Below are 17,644 nucleotides of genomic sequence, written 5' to 3' on the forward strand. Positions count from 1 at the left end.
GGAGAGAAAAATGAATCGGATTGTGATTATAAATCAGGGACAAACTGAACTTTGTCGGGCATTAAGTCAAGAATTAGATCATTGTCTAGTGTTAGACGATTTTCAATGGTCACTCGAACCATTTGATATCATTTGTTGGTTACCAGCTGATAATTCACGGGTTGATTTAGCAGTGAATGATTTAGTTGCATTATTAGATCGCAGTGCAGTGCAACCAGCCAAGATTATCATGAAATCAATCGCGGGTACTGCGGATGACGCTAGTGACAAGCAATTAACCAGTTGGTATGGAGAAAATGCACAGCAGATGGTGATGGACCACCTTTATGCCATCAAAATGATTGATGAATTAGAGTATCCATACACCATTATTCGAACTTTGCCGTTAGAGGAGCAACCAATTGACCGTTCGTTGATGAATGAGGGACAGCAATTTTCTGGGGAAAATAGTAGCTTTCAGGCCGCCAGTCAATTAATGAAGAAAGCAATTATGACGGATGAATTTCAAAATCAGTCTGTTGGTATCTAGTTTTCAAAACTAAGTTATAGTATATTATTAATTAGATAAAGAAACGGGAGGGTGTACGTAATGATTGAACAAGCATTTGAAGAATGGCGTCAAGGACTCAGCAAAATGCATTTAGCTGCCTGGGATGAACTACCAGAGATGAATTTGTACGTGGATCAGGTAGTTTCCTATGTTAATGACCATTTAGCTGGATTACAGGTGGAACCATTAACGAAGTCCATGGTTAATAACTACGTAAAAAAGGGCGCCATTATGGCACCCGTAAAGAAAAAGTATACCGCTTACCAAATTGCATCGCTCTTTGGAATTGCTCTTTTAAAAAACATTTACTCGCTGGATCAAATCAAAGCTGGCATTGATCAGTTAACTATTAATAACTATCCAAAGGTCATTTATAATCGCTTTGTTGAGTTGTTCAATAGCCACCTCCAAGGAACTACGGCTCCTGCTAACCATCTGCTAACGCCAACCAACGAACAAATGCTGCAATTAGTGGTGGATACCGCTTTTCAAAGAATCTTAACGGTTCAATTACTAAAGGAAATGCAAAAAGCGGCTACACCAGTGACCCCCAAAAAGAAATAGTTAATGATTTAGTGAAATCAGATAACGGTGACTTTCCAGTTGTTCTTGGCAGTCATCGTTATTTTTTAGATTAATTTCATAGATGCTGGTGGCATTTTGGTTCAATAGTGGTAAGAACCCACGCCAGTCAATTTTACCCTTACCGAGGGGAAGACTATCATGGTTTTTACCCATGGAGTCAACCAAGTGGTAGTGGACGACGGATCCTTTTAAGTGAAGTAATGAAGTTTGTAGTTGCTGGTTATCACCGTGACAATAGATGAAGCAGTGGGAGGTATCAAAAGCCAGACGGTAGTGGTGGCTGAGAATTTCAGTTTCCATTTGCGGATCGCCATAGCTGAAGATTGGCGAGATCGAGTTTTCAAACATAATGTGTTTGCCGCCCATGTCTTTGAATCGGTCAAGCCGTTGGAACACAACCTGTTGGGCAGTTTCAAGTGAAGAATACTCCTGGATGAATAATTTAGTCTCTTTAGCATAGGCCCCATGGACTAAGCATTGCACACCAAGGTCAGTGGCCAGACGAATTAACTGTTCAGTCGAAGTTTCGATGAAACGGTAGAGTTCTGGAAACTTACTTTCGGGGGCAACGAGATCCGTATGCAGTTCACCAAAGGTCATTGGGTGGTGGAGTACAATGTTTTTCACCCCATGGCTTTGAACGAACTGGACCGCATCATAAAGCCGCTGGTAACCATCATGAGTAAAGTCATTTTGGTCAGTATAAAATTCATATGTAGTGGGATGATATTGTAGACGATCGTTAATTTGTTGTGGAGATCGACTTCCCTTTAAGCCAAGCTGTGGAAGCATTTTGACCATCCTTTCTGTTTAAAAAAAGGCTGAGTAATCCCAGCCACTTAGTCTAATTTTTGAAGATACTTTTCGATTGTACTAAGCACACCGTTTTCATCATTAGTTGGTGCTAAATGCTTAGCCAGTTTAATGACTCGTGGGTCTCCGTTGGCCATGGCGTAACTTTCACCAGCAAGTTCAAGCATGGTCATATCATTTTGACCGTCACCAAAGGCCATGATTTCGCTTGAGTGCCAGCCATGCTTTTTCATCAGTGCTTTGAGACCAGTTGCTTTATGCAGCCCGCTGACAATTAAGTCCATGTTGCCATAACCGCTGGAAACGGTCGTTAATTGTCCGGCAAAATCATGATTAATTTTTTCTTGCATTTCTTGGGTGCGTTCACCGGGGACGTCCATCTGTAGTTTGACAATTTTATCATCAATTTCATCTAAGGAGTCGATCATCATCATGCGGGGGTAGTGGAGCCGCACCCGGTCGATGAATTCAGGATCTTCATCTTTAAATGCGAAGGCACGATGCAGCCCTGATAACAGGAAGGTGCTTCCGGGAGTATCATGGTGTAGTTTGAGAATCCCGTTAATTGCTTCTGGTGCTACTTCACCACAGTAAATCATGGTGCCATGGTCGAAACATTCAACCCCATTTTCAGCGACAAAACAAAGGTCGTTAACGTAGTCAGGAAACGCCATATGTAATTGGTAAATGGGGTTGCCGCTAGAAACAACAAATTGGATGTTGTGCTTTTGAAGTTGACGAAAAACTTTAGCAAAACGCTGGTGGTCATAAGTGCTTTGTGAATTTAAGAAGGTGCCGTCCATATCAACGGAGATTGCTTTAATCATGATTAATCCTTTCCTAAACTAACGAAGGTATTGAAACGCATATATTGATGGTGGATTCGCATGTTAGAAACCTCAAAAGGCGTACCGTCATCCAGGAAGAAAACTCCTTCCATGATGCCAACTGGTTCATTGGGAGTAAGGTTGAGGAGCTTTTGATCCACGGCGTTTGATGGTGAAACAGTTAATGTCAGATAGGAACGGGTCACCGTTTTGCCCTTTTCCGTTTCCAGATAGTTAAAAATAGAATTTTCCAGAATTTCTGGGGAGAGCGTTGGCAAAATTTTAATTGGGATGTAGCCGGTCTCAATCATGAAAGGTTGATCATCGATGAGCCGTAATCGTTCAATTTTATAAACATATTCGTTTGCTTCTAAAAAAAGGTCCTGCTGGATTTCTTCAGGAGCTGGAATAGCCCGGTAGTTGAGCAGTTTGATGCTTTGCTTTTTACCGTCAAACTGAAAACTGTCGGTGATTCCCAAGTTACTACCTTCATAGCGGAACATGGCCCGGTTTTTTAAGTAGAGGGGATTGATGAAGGTTCCAGACCCCCGTTTCTTGAAGATGATCCCTTGCTGAACGAGCACGTCGAGCGCGCGCTTGATTGAACTGTGGCTAACCTGATACATTTCACTCAAGCTACGTTCGTCCGGTAATTTCATTCCTGGATATTCGTTTTCTAAAATTTTTCCTTTTATATCTCTCATCACTGAGCGGTATACTAAATCTGACATAATTAATTGCTCCAAACTCCCAACGGTTGGGAAAGTTAATTGTGTTGGTTATAATCTATAATTAGTATACCAAACTTTCTTGAAGTGGTAATCACTTTTGCAAAATTGGACCGTTCCATAAACGGTAATTTTTCGAAAAAAGGAGTCCAATTCATTATGAGTAAAAAGAAGAAAAAGGGTCAATTGAAGAAGACCCAAGTTGAACAGATTCTGGATAAGAATAAAATTGCGTACCATCAAATGGAATTTCCAACTCATCAGGATGGGGATGTGCGCACGATGAGTGTTGACCATCTAGGGATTGATGAACACCGGATATACAAGACTTTAGTACTGGAAGGACCAACCACTGGACCGCTAGTGGGAGTTGTTCCGGTGGACTCGCACTTAGATGAGAAAGCATTGGCGCGCGTATCCGGTAATAAAAAGGTCGAAATGATTCCTTTGAAGAAATTAGTTAAGACAACGGGATACGTCCATGGCGCCAACACTCCGGTGGGGATCTATGAAAAGAGCCATTTTCCAATTTTTATTGATCAGGATGCTCAAAAGGAATCCACTATTTTTGTTTCCTCCGGACAAATTGGTCGTTCGGTGGAGCTCAATGCGGATGATTTGGCAAAGCTAGTTCATGCTGAATTTGCTGATTTACAACAAAAATAATGGGAAATAATTTTTTACAGATTCTTTGGTCGCTCGTTAGGACGATCGTGATTGGCCCGGTCATCGTGGGGAGCTTGGTCGTGGCAATCAGTCGAGCCAACAAACGCTTGTCGATAGTTCTAGGTGGCTTTTATGGTCAGGTAGTTCTCGGCGGTATTGGTGTGGTGATTCATGAATTAAGTCATCTGGTTGTGGCGCTGTTATTTGGTCATCGGATCGACCGGGTCAGCTTGCTCCATATTCCGAATGCTCATGATCCTAATGATCGGGGACTGGGCTATGTGAGCCACGTCTGGAATGATGATAGTTTGTATCAAAAGATTGGCAATGTCTTTATTGGTATTGCACCGGTCATTGGTTGCTCATTAGTGATGGTCATCAGCACCCGCTGCTTAGTACCAACGATTTATGAGCGGTGGCTGGTGACAATTGGCGGCGGTTCAGTTGTTAGTCAATCGCTCTCGTTGTGGCACTTCTTTATTTGGCTGTTATTAATGATCAATATTAGTGTCGGCGGGTTTGACCTCAGTGGGGCAGATTTACAAAATAGCCGTCAGGGATTAATCGCCCTCGGTGTGGTATTGATCATATTGGCTTTTTTACTGAGTTTGGTCACAGATTATCGAATCATTTCAGGTCAATTGTCCCATTTAATTCGTCCGTTAATCATGATGATGGTCTTCGCAATCGTGGTGAATGCCGTTTTGTGGGTACTTCTCCGTCTAATTGTTGTCTTAAAGAAGCGTTAATGAATAATTGACCGTTTTTTTGTTCAGGACTAAAATTAAAGAGACCAGTTATATTTTTGAATTAAATAAAGAAGGGATTTATCCATGAGAAAAAAGCTTACTGCATGTACAACCATCTTGGTTGGGAAGAACGCAACGGTTGACGGTTCGACACTTGCTGGGCGGAATGACGATACACCAGCAGCAATCACGCCACAACGGTTTGTTGTTTATCCTGCCTACCATGACAATCCGAACCAAGTTCATGCATATTTGAACAAGTTCGTCGGTGATCGTCCAGCAGATGGTTATCGTTACCAAGGGGTACCAAACGTTGATTTGAAGAAGGAAGGTACCTTTGATGAAAACGGCTTTAACGAAAAGAACATTGCAATGTCCGCGACTGAAAGCTTCTATGCTAATGAACGGGTACTGGCTGCTGACCCAATGAACACTGAATCAGGGATTAACGAGGATGCCATGATGGCAATGGTTTTGCCATTTATCAATAGTGCTCGTGAAGGGGTTGAATACCTCGGTAAGTTAGTTGCTAAGTATGGTTCTGCTGAAGGTAATGGTGTAATCTTCTCTGATAAGGACAATATTTGGTACATGGAAATTGCCACGGGTCATCACTGGGTTGCTCAACGGATTCCAGACGATTGCTATGCCGTAACCGGGAACCGGGCAGCTATTCAAGACGTTGACTTCAACGATCCAGATAACTTTATGTGGTCAGATGGCATTCAAGAATTCGTTGAGAAGAACCACTTGAATCCAGATATTGACGAATGGAACTTCCGGCACATCTTTGGGACGGCGGATGTCTTTGACCTGCATTACAACACGCCACGGCAATGGTACGGTCACTTCCTGTTTAGCCCAGACAAGAAGATGGATCCAGAAGACTTTGACCTGCCATTTATCATGAAGGCTCAACACAAGTTTACGGTTGAAGATCTAGAAAAGTACTTGAGTTCTCACTATGACAACACGCCATATGATCCAATGGGGCACATGGGTACGCCACAACAAAAGTTGCTATACCGGCCAATTTCATTGAACCGGACGCAAAACTCACACATTATGCAAATTCGGCCAAACGTTCCGGAAGCTGCATCAGCAATTATGTGGATGACGTTTGGTGGAATTCCTTCATTCTCACCATACATGCCATTCTTTGCAGAAGTGGATGATAATGATGCGCGACTGCGGAATACGCCAATGAAGATGGACTTAGATTCCGATAGTACGTACTGGTTATTCCGTCAACTTTCCATGATTGTGGAATCCCACATGTCAGAATTTGCAAAGCCTGACTTGGACTACTTGAAGAGCATTCGGCAATACTTCCACAGTTGGGTTGCTGAAAATACGGATAAGCTGGATGGGTTGTCTGATAAGGAAGCCACTGCTTATCTGAATGACCGGACCAAGGGCATGTTAGATGAAGTTCATCAGCGGACCAAGACCTTGATGGCCGAATTAATGACCAAGGGTGTTGAAATGTCCAAGTTGACCTTTGACATGGATCCAAACCTATAATTACCAAATCTAATTTAAAATCGCGACAGGAAATCTCCTGTCGCGATTTTTCAGTATGGAGAAAATCTGGAGGAAAATTATGAAAATCATTCAACGACCTTTGTACATGAAAAAAATACTACCAATGATTAATACTGAGTTTATTAAAATCATTACTGGGGTTCGTCGTTCTGGCAAGAGTTATCTTTTATTAATGATTAAAGACGAACTATTAAAACACGGTGTTGAGCCTGAACAAATTATTTATCTAAACTTTGAAAATCCAGAATACTTTAATATTTTGAGCTTTGATAAGCTATATCAATATTTGAAGGAAAAAGTAAATAGCAATAAAAAAGTCTATTTCTTATTTGATGAAATTCAAGAAGTCAGTCAATGGCAAAAATTAATTAACGGATTACGGGTGGCGTATGATTCAGATATTTATATTACGGGTTCCAATGCGTCAATTTTGTCGGGGGAATTAGCAACCTATTTGACAGGACGATATGTTGAAATTAAAGTTCAGCCACTGACCTTGAATGAATATTTAAATTTTAAAGTCTATTCTGATTCAGCAGAGAAACATTTTAATGATTACTTGGAGTATGGTGGTTTCCAGCAGTGGTTTTACAAACGGATAATCAGTTAAAAAATGATGTCTTAAAGGGGATTTTTAATAGTATCTTGCTTCGTGATGTAACTCAACGGGCAACAATCAAAAATCCGGAAGCTTTAGAACGAATTACATTATTTTTGCTGAGCAATATTGGTCAGTTAGTAAATGTTAATCGAATTGCCAATACTTTGCGTTCAAGCGGGCTGAAAATTAGCAATAATACGATTGAAGGATATTTAAAACTGCTTGAAGAAGCTTACTTGTTTTATAAGGTGCCACGGTACGACATTCGGGGAAAGGAATATTTGCGTGGACAAGGAAAATACTATGTGGTTGATTTAGGTTTTGTACGCTCTCAGCTAAGACGTCAGGGGACTAACCGCAGGGCCATGATTGAAAACTTGGTATTTTTGAAATTACTGAGTGAAGGTTATGAAGTGTTTGTCGGAAAATATGATAATAAAGAGATTGATTTCGTGGTGGTTAATAACAATGAAACGGTCTATTTACAAGTTACGGATCATATTCCAGAAAATAGTAAACGGGAAACGGATAACTTATTGCATCTGGCAACAGGCTATCGAAAGATATTAATTACCAATTCTTGGAATGATGTCGGCGAAATTGATGGAATTCCGGTTATCCATCTAATTGATTTTTTAACTAACTTTAATGGTAAATAACTGGCCAATTTAATGCTAAAATAAGTTTGCAAAAGAAGATTGACTGTGGCTGACTTTGAAAAGGAGAAAACCATGATTTTAAATTACTTTTTTGATTTTGATAAAACGTTGGCCAGTTCTGGTGATGCATCAGTGAAGGCGACTAAACAAGCCTTCCAAGATAATGGATTAACGGTGCCAACGACTGATGAGATCTTAGACGCAATGGGAATTCCTGCCGAAGTCTCCTTCCCTCAAATGGCAAAGGAAACTTTGACCACTGACCAAGTGACTAAGCTTGTGGCGCGGTTTCGGGAAGTCTATAGTGATTATGAATTGGCATCGACCAAGCTTTATCCGGGAATTCAGGAGATGCTTGATCAGCTTACTCAACGGCACAAGAACTTATTTATTGTATCCAGTAAGCGAACGGATGCTGTGGATCGGAATTTAAATAATCTGAACATTCGTCACTACTTTAAAGATGTGGTTGGTTGTGATCAGGTTGATCATTACAAACCAGCACCAGATGGAATTTTGCTGCTTATCGAGAAATATCAATTGCAAAAAGATGATTGTATGATGATCGGTGATGCTCGCTATGATCTGCAGATGGGTAAGGCTGCTGGGGTGCATACATGTGGGGTAACCTGGGATGCGTTTGATATTGACAGTCTAAAACGTGAAAAGCCAACGTACTTAATTGATGCGCCAACGAAATTGATTTCATTGGGACAAGATTAGATAAATTCGGGTGGGGAATTGTTAAAATTCCGCATCCTTTTTATGTCTAAAAAGTGAAGATGAACTTTCAAATGTTGATATGACGGTAAAAGCCGCCCTTGAAAATTGGACCGTATCAATTTCTAAAAAGGTTGACTTTTCGCCAAAATGCTTTATCATTAAAGCCGTAAATTGAATAGATTTACGATGCGTTACTTTAGTCGAATACGTAGTTATTTCTTTATAGAAGGAGTGTTATATTACAATGACAGTAGATTACGATTCCAAGCAATACTTGGAAAATGTTGATGCTTACTGGCGTGCTGCTAACTACCTTTCAGTTGGTACACTGTTCTTAATGCACAACCCACTGTTACGTCGTGAATTAGAGGCTAAGGATGTTAAGCCTAAGCCAATTGGTCACTGGGGTACGATTGTTCCTCAAAACTTCATTTATGCACACTTGAACCGTGTCATCAAGAAGTACGACCTGGACATGTTCTACATTGAAGGTTCCGGTCACGGTGGCCAAGTTATGGTTAACAACTCATACTTGGATGGTTCATACACTGAAATTTACCCTGACTACACTCAAGATGTTAAGGGTATGGCTAAGCTGTTCAAGCACTTCTCATTCCCAGGTGGTACTGCTTCACACGCTGCCCCTGAAACTCCAGGTTCCATCCACGAAGGTGGGGAATTAGGTTACTCACTTTCACACGGTGTTGGTGCAATCTTAGATAACCCAGACGTTATCGCTGCTGTTGAAATTGGTGACGGGGAAGCTGAAACTGGCCCATTGGCTGCTTCATGGTTCTCAGACAAGTTCATCAACCCAATCAAGGATGGTGCTGTATTACCAATCCTTCAAATCAACGGTTTCAAGATTTCTAACCCAACCATTGTTTCTCGGGTGACCAACGAAGAACTTACTAAGTACTTCGAAGGAATGGGCTGGAAGCCATACTTCGTATCAGCTTACACTGATGGCGAATTTGATGGTTTGAAGCCACACATGGAAGTCCACGAAGAAATGGCTAAGGTTATGGACAGGGCCATTGAAGAAATCAAGGCTATCCAAAAGAACGCTCGTGAAAACAACGATGACTCACTGCCACAATGGCCAATGATCATCTTCCGTGTTCCTAAGGGTTGGACTGGTCCTAAGAAGGATCTTGATGGTAACCCAATCGAAAACTCATTCCGTGCTCACCAAATTCCTATTCCGGTATCACAAGATGATATGGAACACAAGGACATGCTTGTTGACTGGATGAAGTCCTACAAGCCTGAAGAATTATTTGATGAAAATGGTCACCCTGTAGAAGCAGTTACGATGACTACTCCTGAAGGTGACAAGCGGATGGCAATGAACCCAATCACTAACGGTGGAATTGATCCTAAGCCATTAGTTCTCCCAGATTACCGTGACTTTGCCGTTGATGTTAAGACTCCAGGTTCTGTTGTTAAGCAAGACATGATCGAATGGGGTAAGTACCTGAACAAGGTTGCTGAATTGAACCCTAACAACTTCCGTGGATTTGGTCCTGACGAATCTAAGTCTAACCGTCTTTACGCAATCCTTGACGGTCAAAAGCGTCAATGGATGGAAGACATCCATGAACCAAACGATGAAAACATGAACGACGCAGGTCGGATGATCGACTCACAACTTTCAGAACACCAAGCTGAAGGTTGGCTTGAAGGTTACACCCTGACTGGTCGTCATGGTTTCTTCGCAACTTACGAATCATTTGGTCGGGTTGTTGACTCCATGCTGACTCAACACATGAAGTGGTTACGGAAGGCTAAGGAAATGTACTGGCGTCATGACTACCCAGCACTGAACTTTGTTGACACTTCAACTGTCTTCCAACAAGACCACAACGGTTACACTCACCAAGATCCAGGTCTGTTGACTCACATGTACGAAAAGGCACGTCCTGACTTAGTTAATGAATACCTTCCAGCTGATACTAACGAATTGATGGCCATTTCTGATGTTGCATTCCGTAACCGTGAATGCATCAACATCTTCGTAACTTCCAAGCACCCACGTGCACAATGGTTCTCCATTGACGAAGCTACTGAAATTGCTAAGAACGGTCTTGGCTACGTTGACTGGGCTTCTACTGACCAAGATGCTGATCCTGATGTTGTCTTTGCTTCTGCTGGTACTGAACCAACTGAAGAATCATTGGCTGCTATTAGCATTCTTCACGAAAACTTCCCAGAATTGAAGATTCGTTACATCAATGTTGTTGACATTATGAAGTTGATGCCAATCGAAAAGAACCCTGAAGGATTGACTGATAAAGAATTTGACCGTTACTTCACTACTGATGCTCCTGTAATCTTTGCATGGCACGGTTTCGAAGACATGATTCAATCACTCTTCTTCCCACGTCACAACCACAACCTTCACGTTCACTGCTACCGTGAAAATGGTGACATCACAACACCATTTGACATGCGTGTATTAAACGAACTTGATCGTTTCCACTTAGCTAAGGATGCTATCCTGAATGTTAAGGGTTACGAACAAAAGGCTGCTTCCTTCGCTCAAAAGATGGATGACATGGTTGCAAAGCACAACCAATACATTCGTGACGAAGGTAAGGATCTTCCAGAAGTTGAAAACTGGGTATGGAAGACTTTGAAGTAATAACTACTAAACGTTACGCGTTTTAAATCTAAAAGGAGTTGAGATTTTCTCAACTCCTTTTTTATTTGCCAGAAAATTTATGAAAATGAACCTCCAGTAGCATCCTCAAAAAATCTGGAAAAGAACGCAGAAAAAATTGTGAAACGTTTGACAATCGGTTGCACAGGGAGTAAATTAATAGCCTGTAAGCACATTCATAAGATGAAGAGAGGGAGTTAATTTATGGATGAAGTACCTGTTCAAGGGAAAGTTCAAGCGCGAACAATCTCTTTGACGGCCAGCTGGGCGTTTTTTTGCGTTCTCGATTGTGATTAATTCAATGGGGAACGTTTTAACATTGGTGACTAGTTCACATGTTCACCCACATTTCTTGGGATCAGCATACTGGACTGCCGCCGAAAACAACCTGGGGATTGCCGTTTTAGGTAATAATTCAATGACGCTGTTCTGGGCCTTCATGGTCTTAGGGATGCTGACGTCAGTATTGAACGCAATTTTAATGCATAAGTGGGACTGGAGAAGAATTGGGGGCAATTTTATCTTTATGTTGCCATTTTCGATTTTTATTCAATGGTTCTCAGATATTTTTAACCGGATTATGCCGGATGCCACTACCTTACCAATGGTGGTCCTCTACGTTTTCATTAACTTTTTAGGAGTTGCATTCATTGGGACGGCGATTTCCATTTACCAACGGGTTAACTTGGTCCTTCATCCAGCTGATGATTTGTATCAGATTATTCGTTTCCGGTACTGTCATGGGAATGCCTCAATTTCAATGTGGATGTCATACATTCCACCGACAGTCATGGCGATTATTGCAGCGATTATGCAAGGTGGAATTTACAACTTTGGTTTAGGGACCTTGTTTGCGTTGGCTTTCCAAGGTGCAATTACTGGTTGGGCAGACCACCATATTTTCCCAAAGCTGAAGCACCAAGCATTGGATATTGGTAACTAGGTATAAATAGGAGGATTTTAAAATGGCTTTTAACAAGAGTTTAGCTGGATACTTCGACGATTTACAACATATCGGGATGCCAACGGATGATTTAAAAGCAACCGTAGCGTTCTGGGAGAAGCTCGGCTTCAAGAAGCTTGGTGAATTTGATACCGACGATCAGGGTAACGAAGTCGTATTTATGCAATACAACCACCTTACTTTGGAAATCTGGACTGGCGACGGTGCAGTTCGTAAGACCGGTGCAATCAACCATATTTCTTTGAACACTAAAGATGCAGACGCCGCTTTTAAAGCAACTAAGGCGGAAGGGTTCAAACTGAAGGATGACGAAGTTCAACACCTTGATTTCTGGGATAAGGGAATTAAGTTCTTCAACATCGAAGGACCAAATGCAGAAACCATTGAATTCTGTGAAATTGTGAAATAATCGATTTGCGGCTGGGGGAGATCCCCAGCTTTTTTATTGCTTGTTTATATCAACTGATAAAATAAAAACTACTTGTATATTTTTTCACAAAACTCTTTCCTTTTCAAAGAACGCTGATATAATAATGCGTGACAACAAGATAATTTATTATCATACGATTAAGGAGAACGAATTATGAAAGTTGTAATTATTGGTTGTACGCACGCTGGAACGATTACGGCCAGCCAGATTCTGTCTCAGCATCCAGATACTGAGGTAACGATTTACGAAAAGAATGATAATGTTTCATTTCTTTCTTGTGGGATTGCAACTTATCTAGGTGGCGTTGCCCAAAACATTGATGACATGTTTTATTCCAGTCCAGAAGCGCTTAGTCAATTAGGTGCAACTGTTCGGATGCAACATGAGGTAACGAGTGTTGATCTCGAAGCAAAATCGCTCCAGATAAAAGATCTATTGACGGGTGAAGAAAGCACTGATCACTATGATAAGTTAGTTGTGACGACCGGTTCCTGGCCGGTAATTCCAGACTTACCAGGAATTAATTGTGATCATGTTTACCTATGCAAAAACTATAATCACGCCAAAAAATTATTTGAGGTTGCTAAGGATGCCAAACGGGTCGTTGTCATTGGAGGCGGCTACATTGGTGTTGAACTAGTGGAGGCATATAGTAAACAAGGCAAACAAGTGACGTTGGTGGACACGAACGATCGCTTACTCAGCAAATACTATGATCAAGAGTATACTGACCGTGCGACCAAAGATTTTGAAAACCATGGTGTTCATTTTGCGTTCGACCAACGGGCAACTGCCTTCGAAGACACCGATGATGGTGTGATTGTCAAAACCAATACTGGAAGCTATGAAGCTGATATGGCCATCTTATGCATTGGTTTCCGGCCGAATACAGACCTCTTTAAAGGACAACTAGACTTTAATGAGGATGGCTCCATCAAGACCAATGCTTATATGCAAACGTCTGATCCAGATGTCTATGGTGCCGGTGATTCAGTCGCGGTTCATTTCAATCCGACTGATACTGAATCCTACGTGCCATTAGCAACGAATGCCATTCGGCAAGGAACAATTGCGGCAACCAATCTTTTCGGTAACGCAATGACTTATATGGGAACTCAATCCACCTCTGGGATTGAACTATATGGTCGTTCAATGGCAGCGACTGGATTAACACTGGCAGACGCTAAAGAAGCCGGCTTTGATGCGGATGCGGTAACCTTTGAGGATAACTATCGACCAGAATTTATGCCTAATGAAGAGAAAATTATGGGGACGGTTGTCTGGGACCGGAGCAATAATCGGATTCTGGGAGCGCAATTTATGAGCAATCTAGATATTTCGATGTATGCTAACACGGTGTCAGTGATGATTCAAAACCACAATACGATTAACTTTATGGCAATGGTTGATATGCTTTTCCAACCCAACTTTGATCGCCCATTTAACTTTGTGAACTTATTGGGACAGCAAGCGGTGGCAAAGGCAACGAAATAATGTAAAAAGACTTTGGCAGAAGCCAAAGTCTTTTTTTATTTGAAGATATAAAGAGATATAAAATTTGAATTAAGATATAAAGAGATATAAAATGAAGCTTAAGATATAAAGAAATATAAAACGGAGGACGCCACAAATGAAAAACCCATTTAATCCGAGCTTTGGAATGCAGCCAACGGTTCTATTAGATCGAACAAAGCTCTTGAACCGATTAGTTAGTGATATCAAAGACCTGGACACCCCGTATCGAACGACATTGATCTATGGTGCGCGGGGAATTGGTAAGACCGTTTTTATGAACGAAGTAGGTCGACAGATCGATCAAGACCCCGATTGGATTGTAGTGCATTTAATTATCGGTGAGCGGATGGTTGCACGGCTTACAGAAATGCTTTATCAGCAAACTACTGGTAAGTTGAAAAAAATGTTTAATCAAATTTCGGGGATTGAGGTTAATGTTGGAGGCGTTGGTTTTAAATTTAACGTGACTCAAGAAACAACGGCTAATTACCAGTATCTTTTAAATCAAATGTTGACGATTATGCGGGAACATCATCAGTACGTTTTGGTGATGATTGATGAAGCGCAAGATGTACCGGGAATGGTTGAATTAGCTTCGGTTTATCAAGTTATGATCAGTCAGGACTTGCCGATTTCAATGATTATGACTGGTTTGCCAAAAAACGTTCAAGAGCTTCAAAACAACCATGTCCTCACTTTCTTATTGAGGAGCGGACGGGTCAACCTTTCACCACTGGATTTTTATGATATACGAGCTCAGTATCAGAAGGAATTTCAAAAGCGGGATCCACAAATTAACCCGACAGTAATTCGTCGAGCAGCACAGCTTGCTGATGGTTATGCGTATGCATTTCAATTATTGGGCTACTTGATCTGGCAATCGCCTGATGAACGGATTACAAATCAGACCATTGATGATGTTTTTCCGGAGTATCAAGCTCAATTAAGCAGAAACTCTTATAGTAAGATGTTAGAAGAACTATCACCGGTCGATCAACAAATGGTATTAGCGATTGCCAAAGCTCCTGAATATCCCGTCTCCACCACCTATTTAGGTAAGAAAATGAACAAGCCATCTGGCTATATTGGTATGTATCGGCGCCGGCTGATTGACAGCCAAGTCATTCGGCCCGCTGGGTATGGAAAGGTAAAATTTGCTCTGCCGCTCTTTAAAGAATTCGTTTTGGATGATGGCCAGTACCTGGTAATGGGATAGCTATTCTTCGAGAAAATTTTTATGAACAATCAGGCCCTTGTGAACTCTGTTCCGCGAGGGCCTTACTAGTTGATCGTTAAACTTTTTTAAAAATAATTTGCATTTATCCAGGAATTGGTATAGTATCTAACACGTTGATTAAAGTATACCAATTCAGAAACACCAATCATGTTTTCTTAATTAATAGTAAGAATCAACGAAATACCAATTTTAAATATTTTGATAAAAATAAACTATACCTTTAATTAATCAATCCACACAAATAACGCGCGTACAGCGCGATGAGGTGAAATTGTTTATGAATAATCAAGATATGACAGCAGTAAATGCATTACGGATGCTGAGTTCAGACATGATCCATCGGGCCCAAAGTGGGCACCCGGGTGTGGCGTTGGATGCGGCGCCGATGATGTATACCCTATATGAAAAGGTGATGAGCTTTAATCCAGAAGATCCGCAATGGATGAATCGGGATCGGTTTGTACTTTCGTCTGGTCACGCTTCGGCGCTGCTTTATAGTGTGTTATATTTTAACCACTTTGGGCTAACCATTCAGGACTTAAAAGATTTTCGGCAATTAGGTTCACGTACTCCTGGCCATCCGGAATATGGAGTGACTCCGGGAGTGGATGCCACCACTGGTCCGCTTTCACAAGGAATTGGAATGGCAGTTGGGATGGCGATGGCCGAGAAACATTTGGCAGCACTTTACAATCGGCCCGGTTATTCAGTGATTGATCACTATACCTATACATTATTGGGCGATGGTGATTTGATGGAAGGCCTGAGCGAAGAATCCATCAACATTGCAGGTCAACACCAATTGAATAAATTAATCGTGTTATACGATTCAAATGATGTATCACTGGATGGACCGCTTAGTTATAGTACTCACGAAAACGTTCGTCAGCGTTTTGAAGCAGCTGGTTGGGATTACCAAGTGGTTCAAAATGGTGATGATGATTTATTAGCCATTCAAGATGCTTTGCAAAATGCGCAGCGTTCTGCTAAACCTTCATTAATCGAGGTTAAGACCACGATTGGGATTGGGACCAAAGAAGCAGGCACGAATAAGATTCATGGGGCCGCCCTAACTGATGATCAAATTCAACAATTGCGGAGTTACTACCATTGGTCAGAGGCGCCATTTGTATTTGACAATGCCGTTTATGACCAATTTGATCGGGCAGTAGATGGCAAACTGTCACGGTACCAACAATGGCAAACGATGATGGCCGAATATCAAAAGGCATACCCAAATGAATATCGGCAGTTGTATAGTAGCTACTTAGATACGGAAGGCTTGCAAACGAAGTATCACGTGGGCGATGAAGTTGCTACACGGAATGTCTGTGCGGAAATCCTAGAAGAACTAGCGGATAAAAATCCACAGCTTTGGACGGGTTCTGCGGACTTATCTTCATCCACGAAAACCAATTTAAAGGCAACGGAACGCTTTGCAGCGGATAATCCTGCAGGACGGAATGTTTACTTTGGGGTTCGTGAGTTTGGAATGGCAGCTGCCACTAACGGAATGAATTTACACGGTGGTAACCGGGCTATCTGCAGTACATTCTTCACGTTCACGGATTACATGCGCTCAGCCATTCGGTCAGCTGCCCTCATGCATTTACCAAGCATTTTTGTGGGTTCGCATGATTCCATTGCAGTAGGTGAAGATGGTCCAACCCATGAACCGATCGAACAGTTGGCAAGTTACCGAGCAATGCCGAACGTGAATGTGATTCGGCCGGCGGATGCAAACGAAATGGTCGCCAGCTGGCAAGTGATTGCGAATACGACGGATCGGCCAACGGTGTTGGTAACTAGTCGCCAGAAGCTGCCAGTGATGGACGAAACGGTCGGCGCACTGGTTGATCGTGGTGGATATATTCTGCGCGATGCGAAGGATGGGGTGCCAGAAATGATTTTAATGGCGTCCGGTTCAGAGGTTCACTTGGCGATGGCTGTCCAAGAACGATTAGCTAAAATGGGCTATCAAGCACGGGTCGTGTCGATACCATGTATGGATCTTTTTAAAGAACAACCACAAGGTTATCGGGATAGTGTTCTACCACCAGAAGTGACTAAGCGGGTGGCAATTGAAATGGGAGCCAGTCAAAGCTGGTATGAGTTTGTCGGCCTTGAGGGGCAAGTCTGCGGAATTGATACTTTTGGTGCCAGTGGTAATGGTGCTGAAGTCATGAAACACTTTGGCTTTAGCGTCGATCAAATTTTAAACAAACTCAATTTAACGCCCGTGAAGGCATAATGGTAATTGAATAGTGAAAGAAGGTCTTGCTTGTATGGCAAGGCTTTTTTAGTTTATATAAGACAGGTCTATTAATTAGCCCCCAGTAACATGTACTGGGGGCTAATTAATAGATAGAATTTGATCGATTATATATTTT

16 protein-coding genes and 1 pseudogene are annotated in these 17,644 nt (G+C 41.7%); 14 read left to right on the forward strand and 3 right to left on the reverse strand.

Features of this window, described 5'->3' with window-relative positions; genetic code table 11:
* Window positions 1-10 precede the first annotated feature (10 nt).
* Together AC1EKL_RS02285 and AC1EKL_RS02290 are read left to right on the forward strand one after the other, a co-directional pair.
* The gene (locus AC1EKL_RS02285; RefSeq protein WP_480188470.1) at window positions 11-529 is read left to right on the forward strand and encodes a saccharopine dehydrogenase related protein; all 519 of its coding nucleotides are present in this window, start codon (window positions 11-13) and stop codon (window positions 527-529) included.
* Window positions 530-589: 60 nt separating this feature from the next.
* The gene (locus AC1EKL_RS02290; protein WP_480188469.1) at window positions 590-1,114 is read left to right on the forward strand and encodes a DUF1836 domain-containing protein; all 525 of its coding nucleotides are present in this window, start codon (window positions 590-592) and stop codon (window positions 1,112-1,114) included.
* Here the strand turns inward: AC1EKL_RS02290 and AC1EKL_RS02295 are convergent, their stop codons facing one another.
* The 3 genes from AC1EKL_RS02295 to AC1EKL_RS02305 are packed head-to-tail and all read right to left on the reverse strand — an operon-like array spanning window position 1,115 to window position 3,506.
* Window positions 1,115-1,936 carry a TIM barrel protein gene (locus tag AC1EKL_RS02295; RefSeq protein ID WP_480188468.1) on the reverse strand — a complete coding sequence of 274 codons (822 nt, stop codon included), beginning with the start codon at window positions 1,934-1,936 and terminating at the stop codon, window positions 1,115-1,117.
* Between the two features lie 38 nt (window positions 1,937-1,974).
* Window positions 1,975-2,775, reverse strand: coding sequence for a Cof-type HAD-IIB family hydrolase (locus AC1EKL_RS02300; protein WP_480188467.1), 801 nt, complete (start codon window positions 2,773-2,775; stop codon window positions 1,975-1,977).
* A 2-nt stretch (window positions 2,776-2,777) separates the two neighbouring features.
* The gene (locus AC1EKL_RS02305; protein ID WP_480190188.1) at window positions 2,778-3,506 is read right to left on the reverse strand and encodes a GntR family transcriptional regulator; all 729 of its coding nucleotides are present in this window, start codon (window positions 3,504-3,506) and stop codon (window positions 2,778-2,780) included.
* Window positions 3,507-3,662: 156 nt separating this feature from the next.
* Between AC1EKL_RS02305 and ybaK the strand changes: the two genes are divergently transcribed.
* From ybaK to tkt, 12 genes and pseudogenes are all read left to right on the forward strand, one after another.
* The gene (gene ybaK / locus AC1EKL_RS02310) at window positions 3,663-4,169 is read left to right on the forward strand and encodes a Cys-tRNA(Pro) deacylase (RefSeq protein ID WP_480188466.1); all 507 of its coding nucleotides are present in this window, start codon (window positions 3,663-3,665) and stop codon (window positions 4,167-4,169) included.
* Window positions 4,170-4,249: 80 nt separating this feature from the next.
* Entirely contained in the window at window positions 4,250-4,918 is a 669-nt protein-coding gene (locus AC1EKL_RS02315; protein WP_480188465.1) for a hypothetical protein, read from the forward strand.
* 84 nt (window positions 4,919-5,002) lie between these two features.
* The gene (locus AC1EKL_RS02320) at window positions 5,003-6,442 is read left to right on the forward strand and encodes a C69 family dipeptidase (RefSeq protein ID WP_480188464.1); all 1,440 of its coding nucleotides are present in this window, start codon (window positions 5,003-5,005) and stop codon (window positions 6,440-6,442) included.
* 79 nt (window positions 6,443-6,521) lie between these two features.
* Window positions 6,522-7,073 (forward strand): ATP-binding protein, encoded by a 552-nt coding sequence (locus AC1EKL_RS02325; protein ID WP_480188463.1) that lies wholly within the window; start codon window positions 6,522-6,524, stop codon window positions 7,071-7,073.
* Window positions 7,046-7,723 (forward strand): ATP-binding protein, encoded by a 678-nt coding sequence (locus AC1EKL_RS02330; protein WP_480188462.1) that lies wholly within the window; start codon window positions 7,046-7,048, stop codon window positions 7,721-7,723. The genes AC1EKL_RS02325 and AC1EKL_RS02330 overlap by 28 nt, the downstream gene beginning before the upstream one ends.
* A 45-nt stretch (window positions 7,724-7,768) precedes the next feature.
* A complete protein-coding gene (locus AC1EKL_RS02335) occupies window positions 7,769-8,446 on the forward strand; it encodes an HAD family hydrolase (RefSeq protein WP_480188461.1) in 678 nt (225 codons plus the stop codon).
* Window positions 8,447-8,690: 244 nt separating this feature from the next.
* Window positions 8,691-11,090 carry a phosphoketolase family protein gene (locus tag AC1EKL_RS02340; RefSeq protein ID WP_480190189.1) on the forward strand — a complete coding sequence of 800 codons (2,400 nt, stop codon included), beginning with the start codon at window positions 8,691-8,693 and terminating at the stop codon, window positions 11,088-11,090.
* Between the two features lie 222 nt (window positions 11,091-11,312).
* A pseudogene (locus AC1EKL_RS02345) lies at window positions 11,313-12,051 on the forward strand (DUF6198 family protein).
* A gap of 22 nt (window positions 12,052-12,073) precedes the next feature.
* Window positions 12,074-12,481 (forward strand): VOC family protein, encoded by a 408-nt coding sequence (locus tag AC1EKL_RS02350; protein WP_480188458.1) that lies wholly within the window; start codon window positions 12,074-12,076, stop codon window positions 12,479-12,481.
* Between the two features lie 174 nt (window positions 12,482-12,655).
* Window positions 12,656-13,996, forward strand: a complete 1,341-nt coding sequence (locus AC1EKL_RS02355) for an FAD-dependent oxidoreductase (RefSeq protein ID WP_480189961.1) — start codon at window positions 12,656-12,658, stop codon at window positions 13,994-13,996.
* A gap of 136 nt (window positions 13,997-14,132) precedes the next feature.
* A complete protein-coding gene (locus AC1EKL_RS02360; protein WP_480188456.1) occupies window positions 14,133-15,233 on the forward strand; it encodes an ATP-binding protein in 1,101 nt (366 codons plus the stop codon).
* A gap of 298 nt (window positions 15,234-15,531) precedes the next feature.
* On the forward strand, window positions 15,532-17,505 hold the full coding sequence (gene tkt, locus AC1EKL_RS02365; protein ID WP_480188455.1) for a transketolase: 1,974 nt from the start codon (window positions 15,532-15,534) through the stop codon (window positions 17,503-17,505).
* Window positions 17,506-17,644: the final 139 nt, after the last annotated feature.

Source organism: Limosilactobacillus sp. C0001E2, from assembly GCF_056590915.1.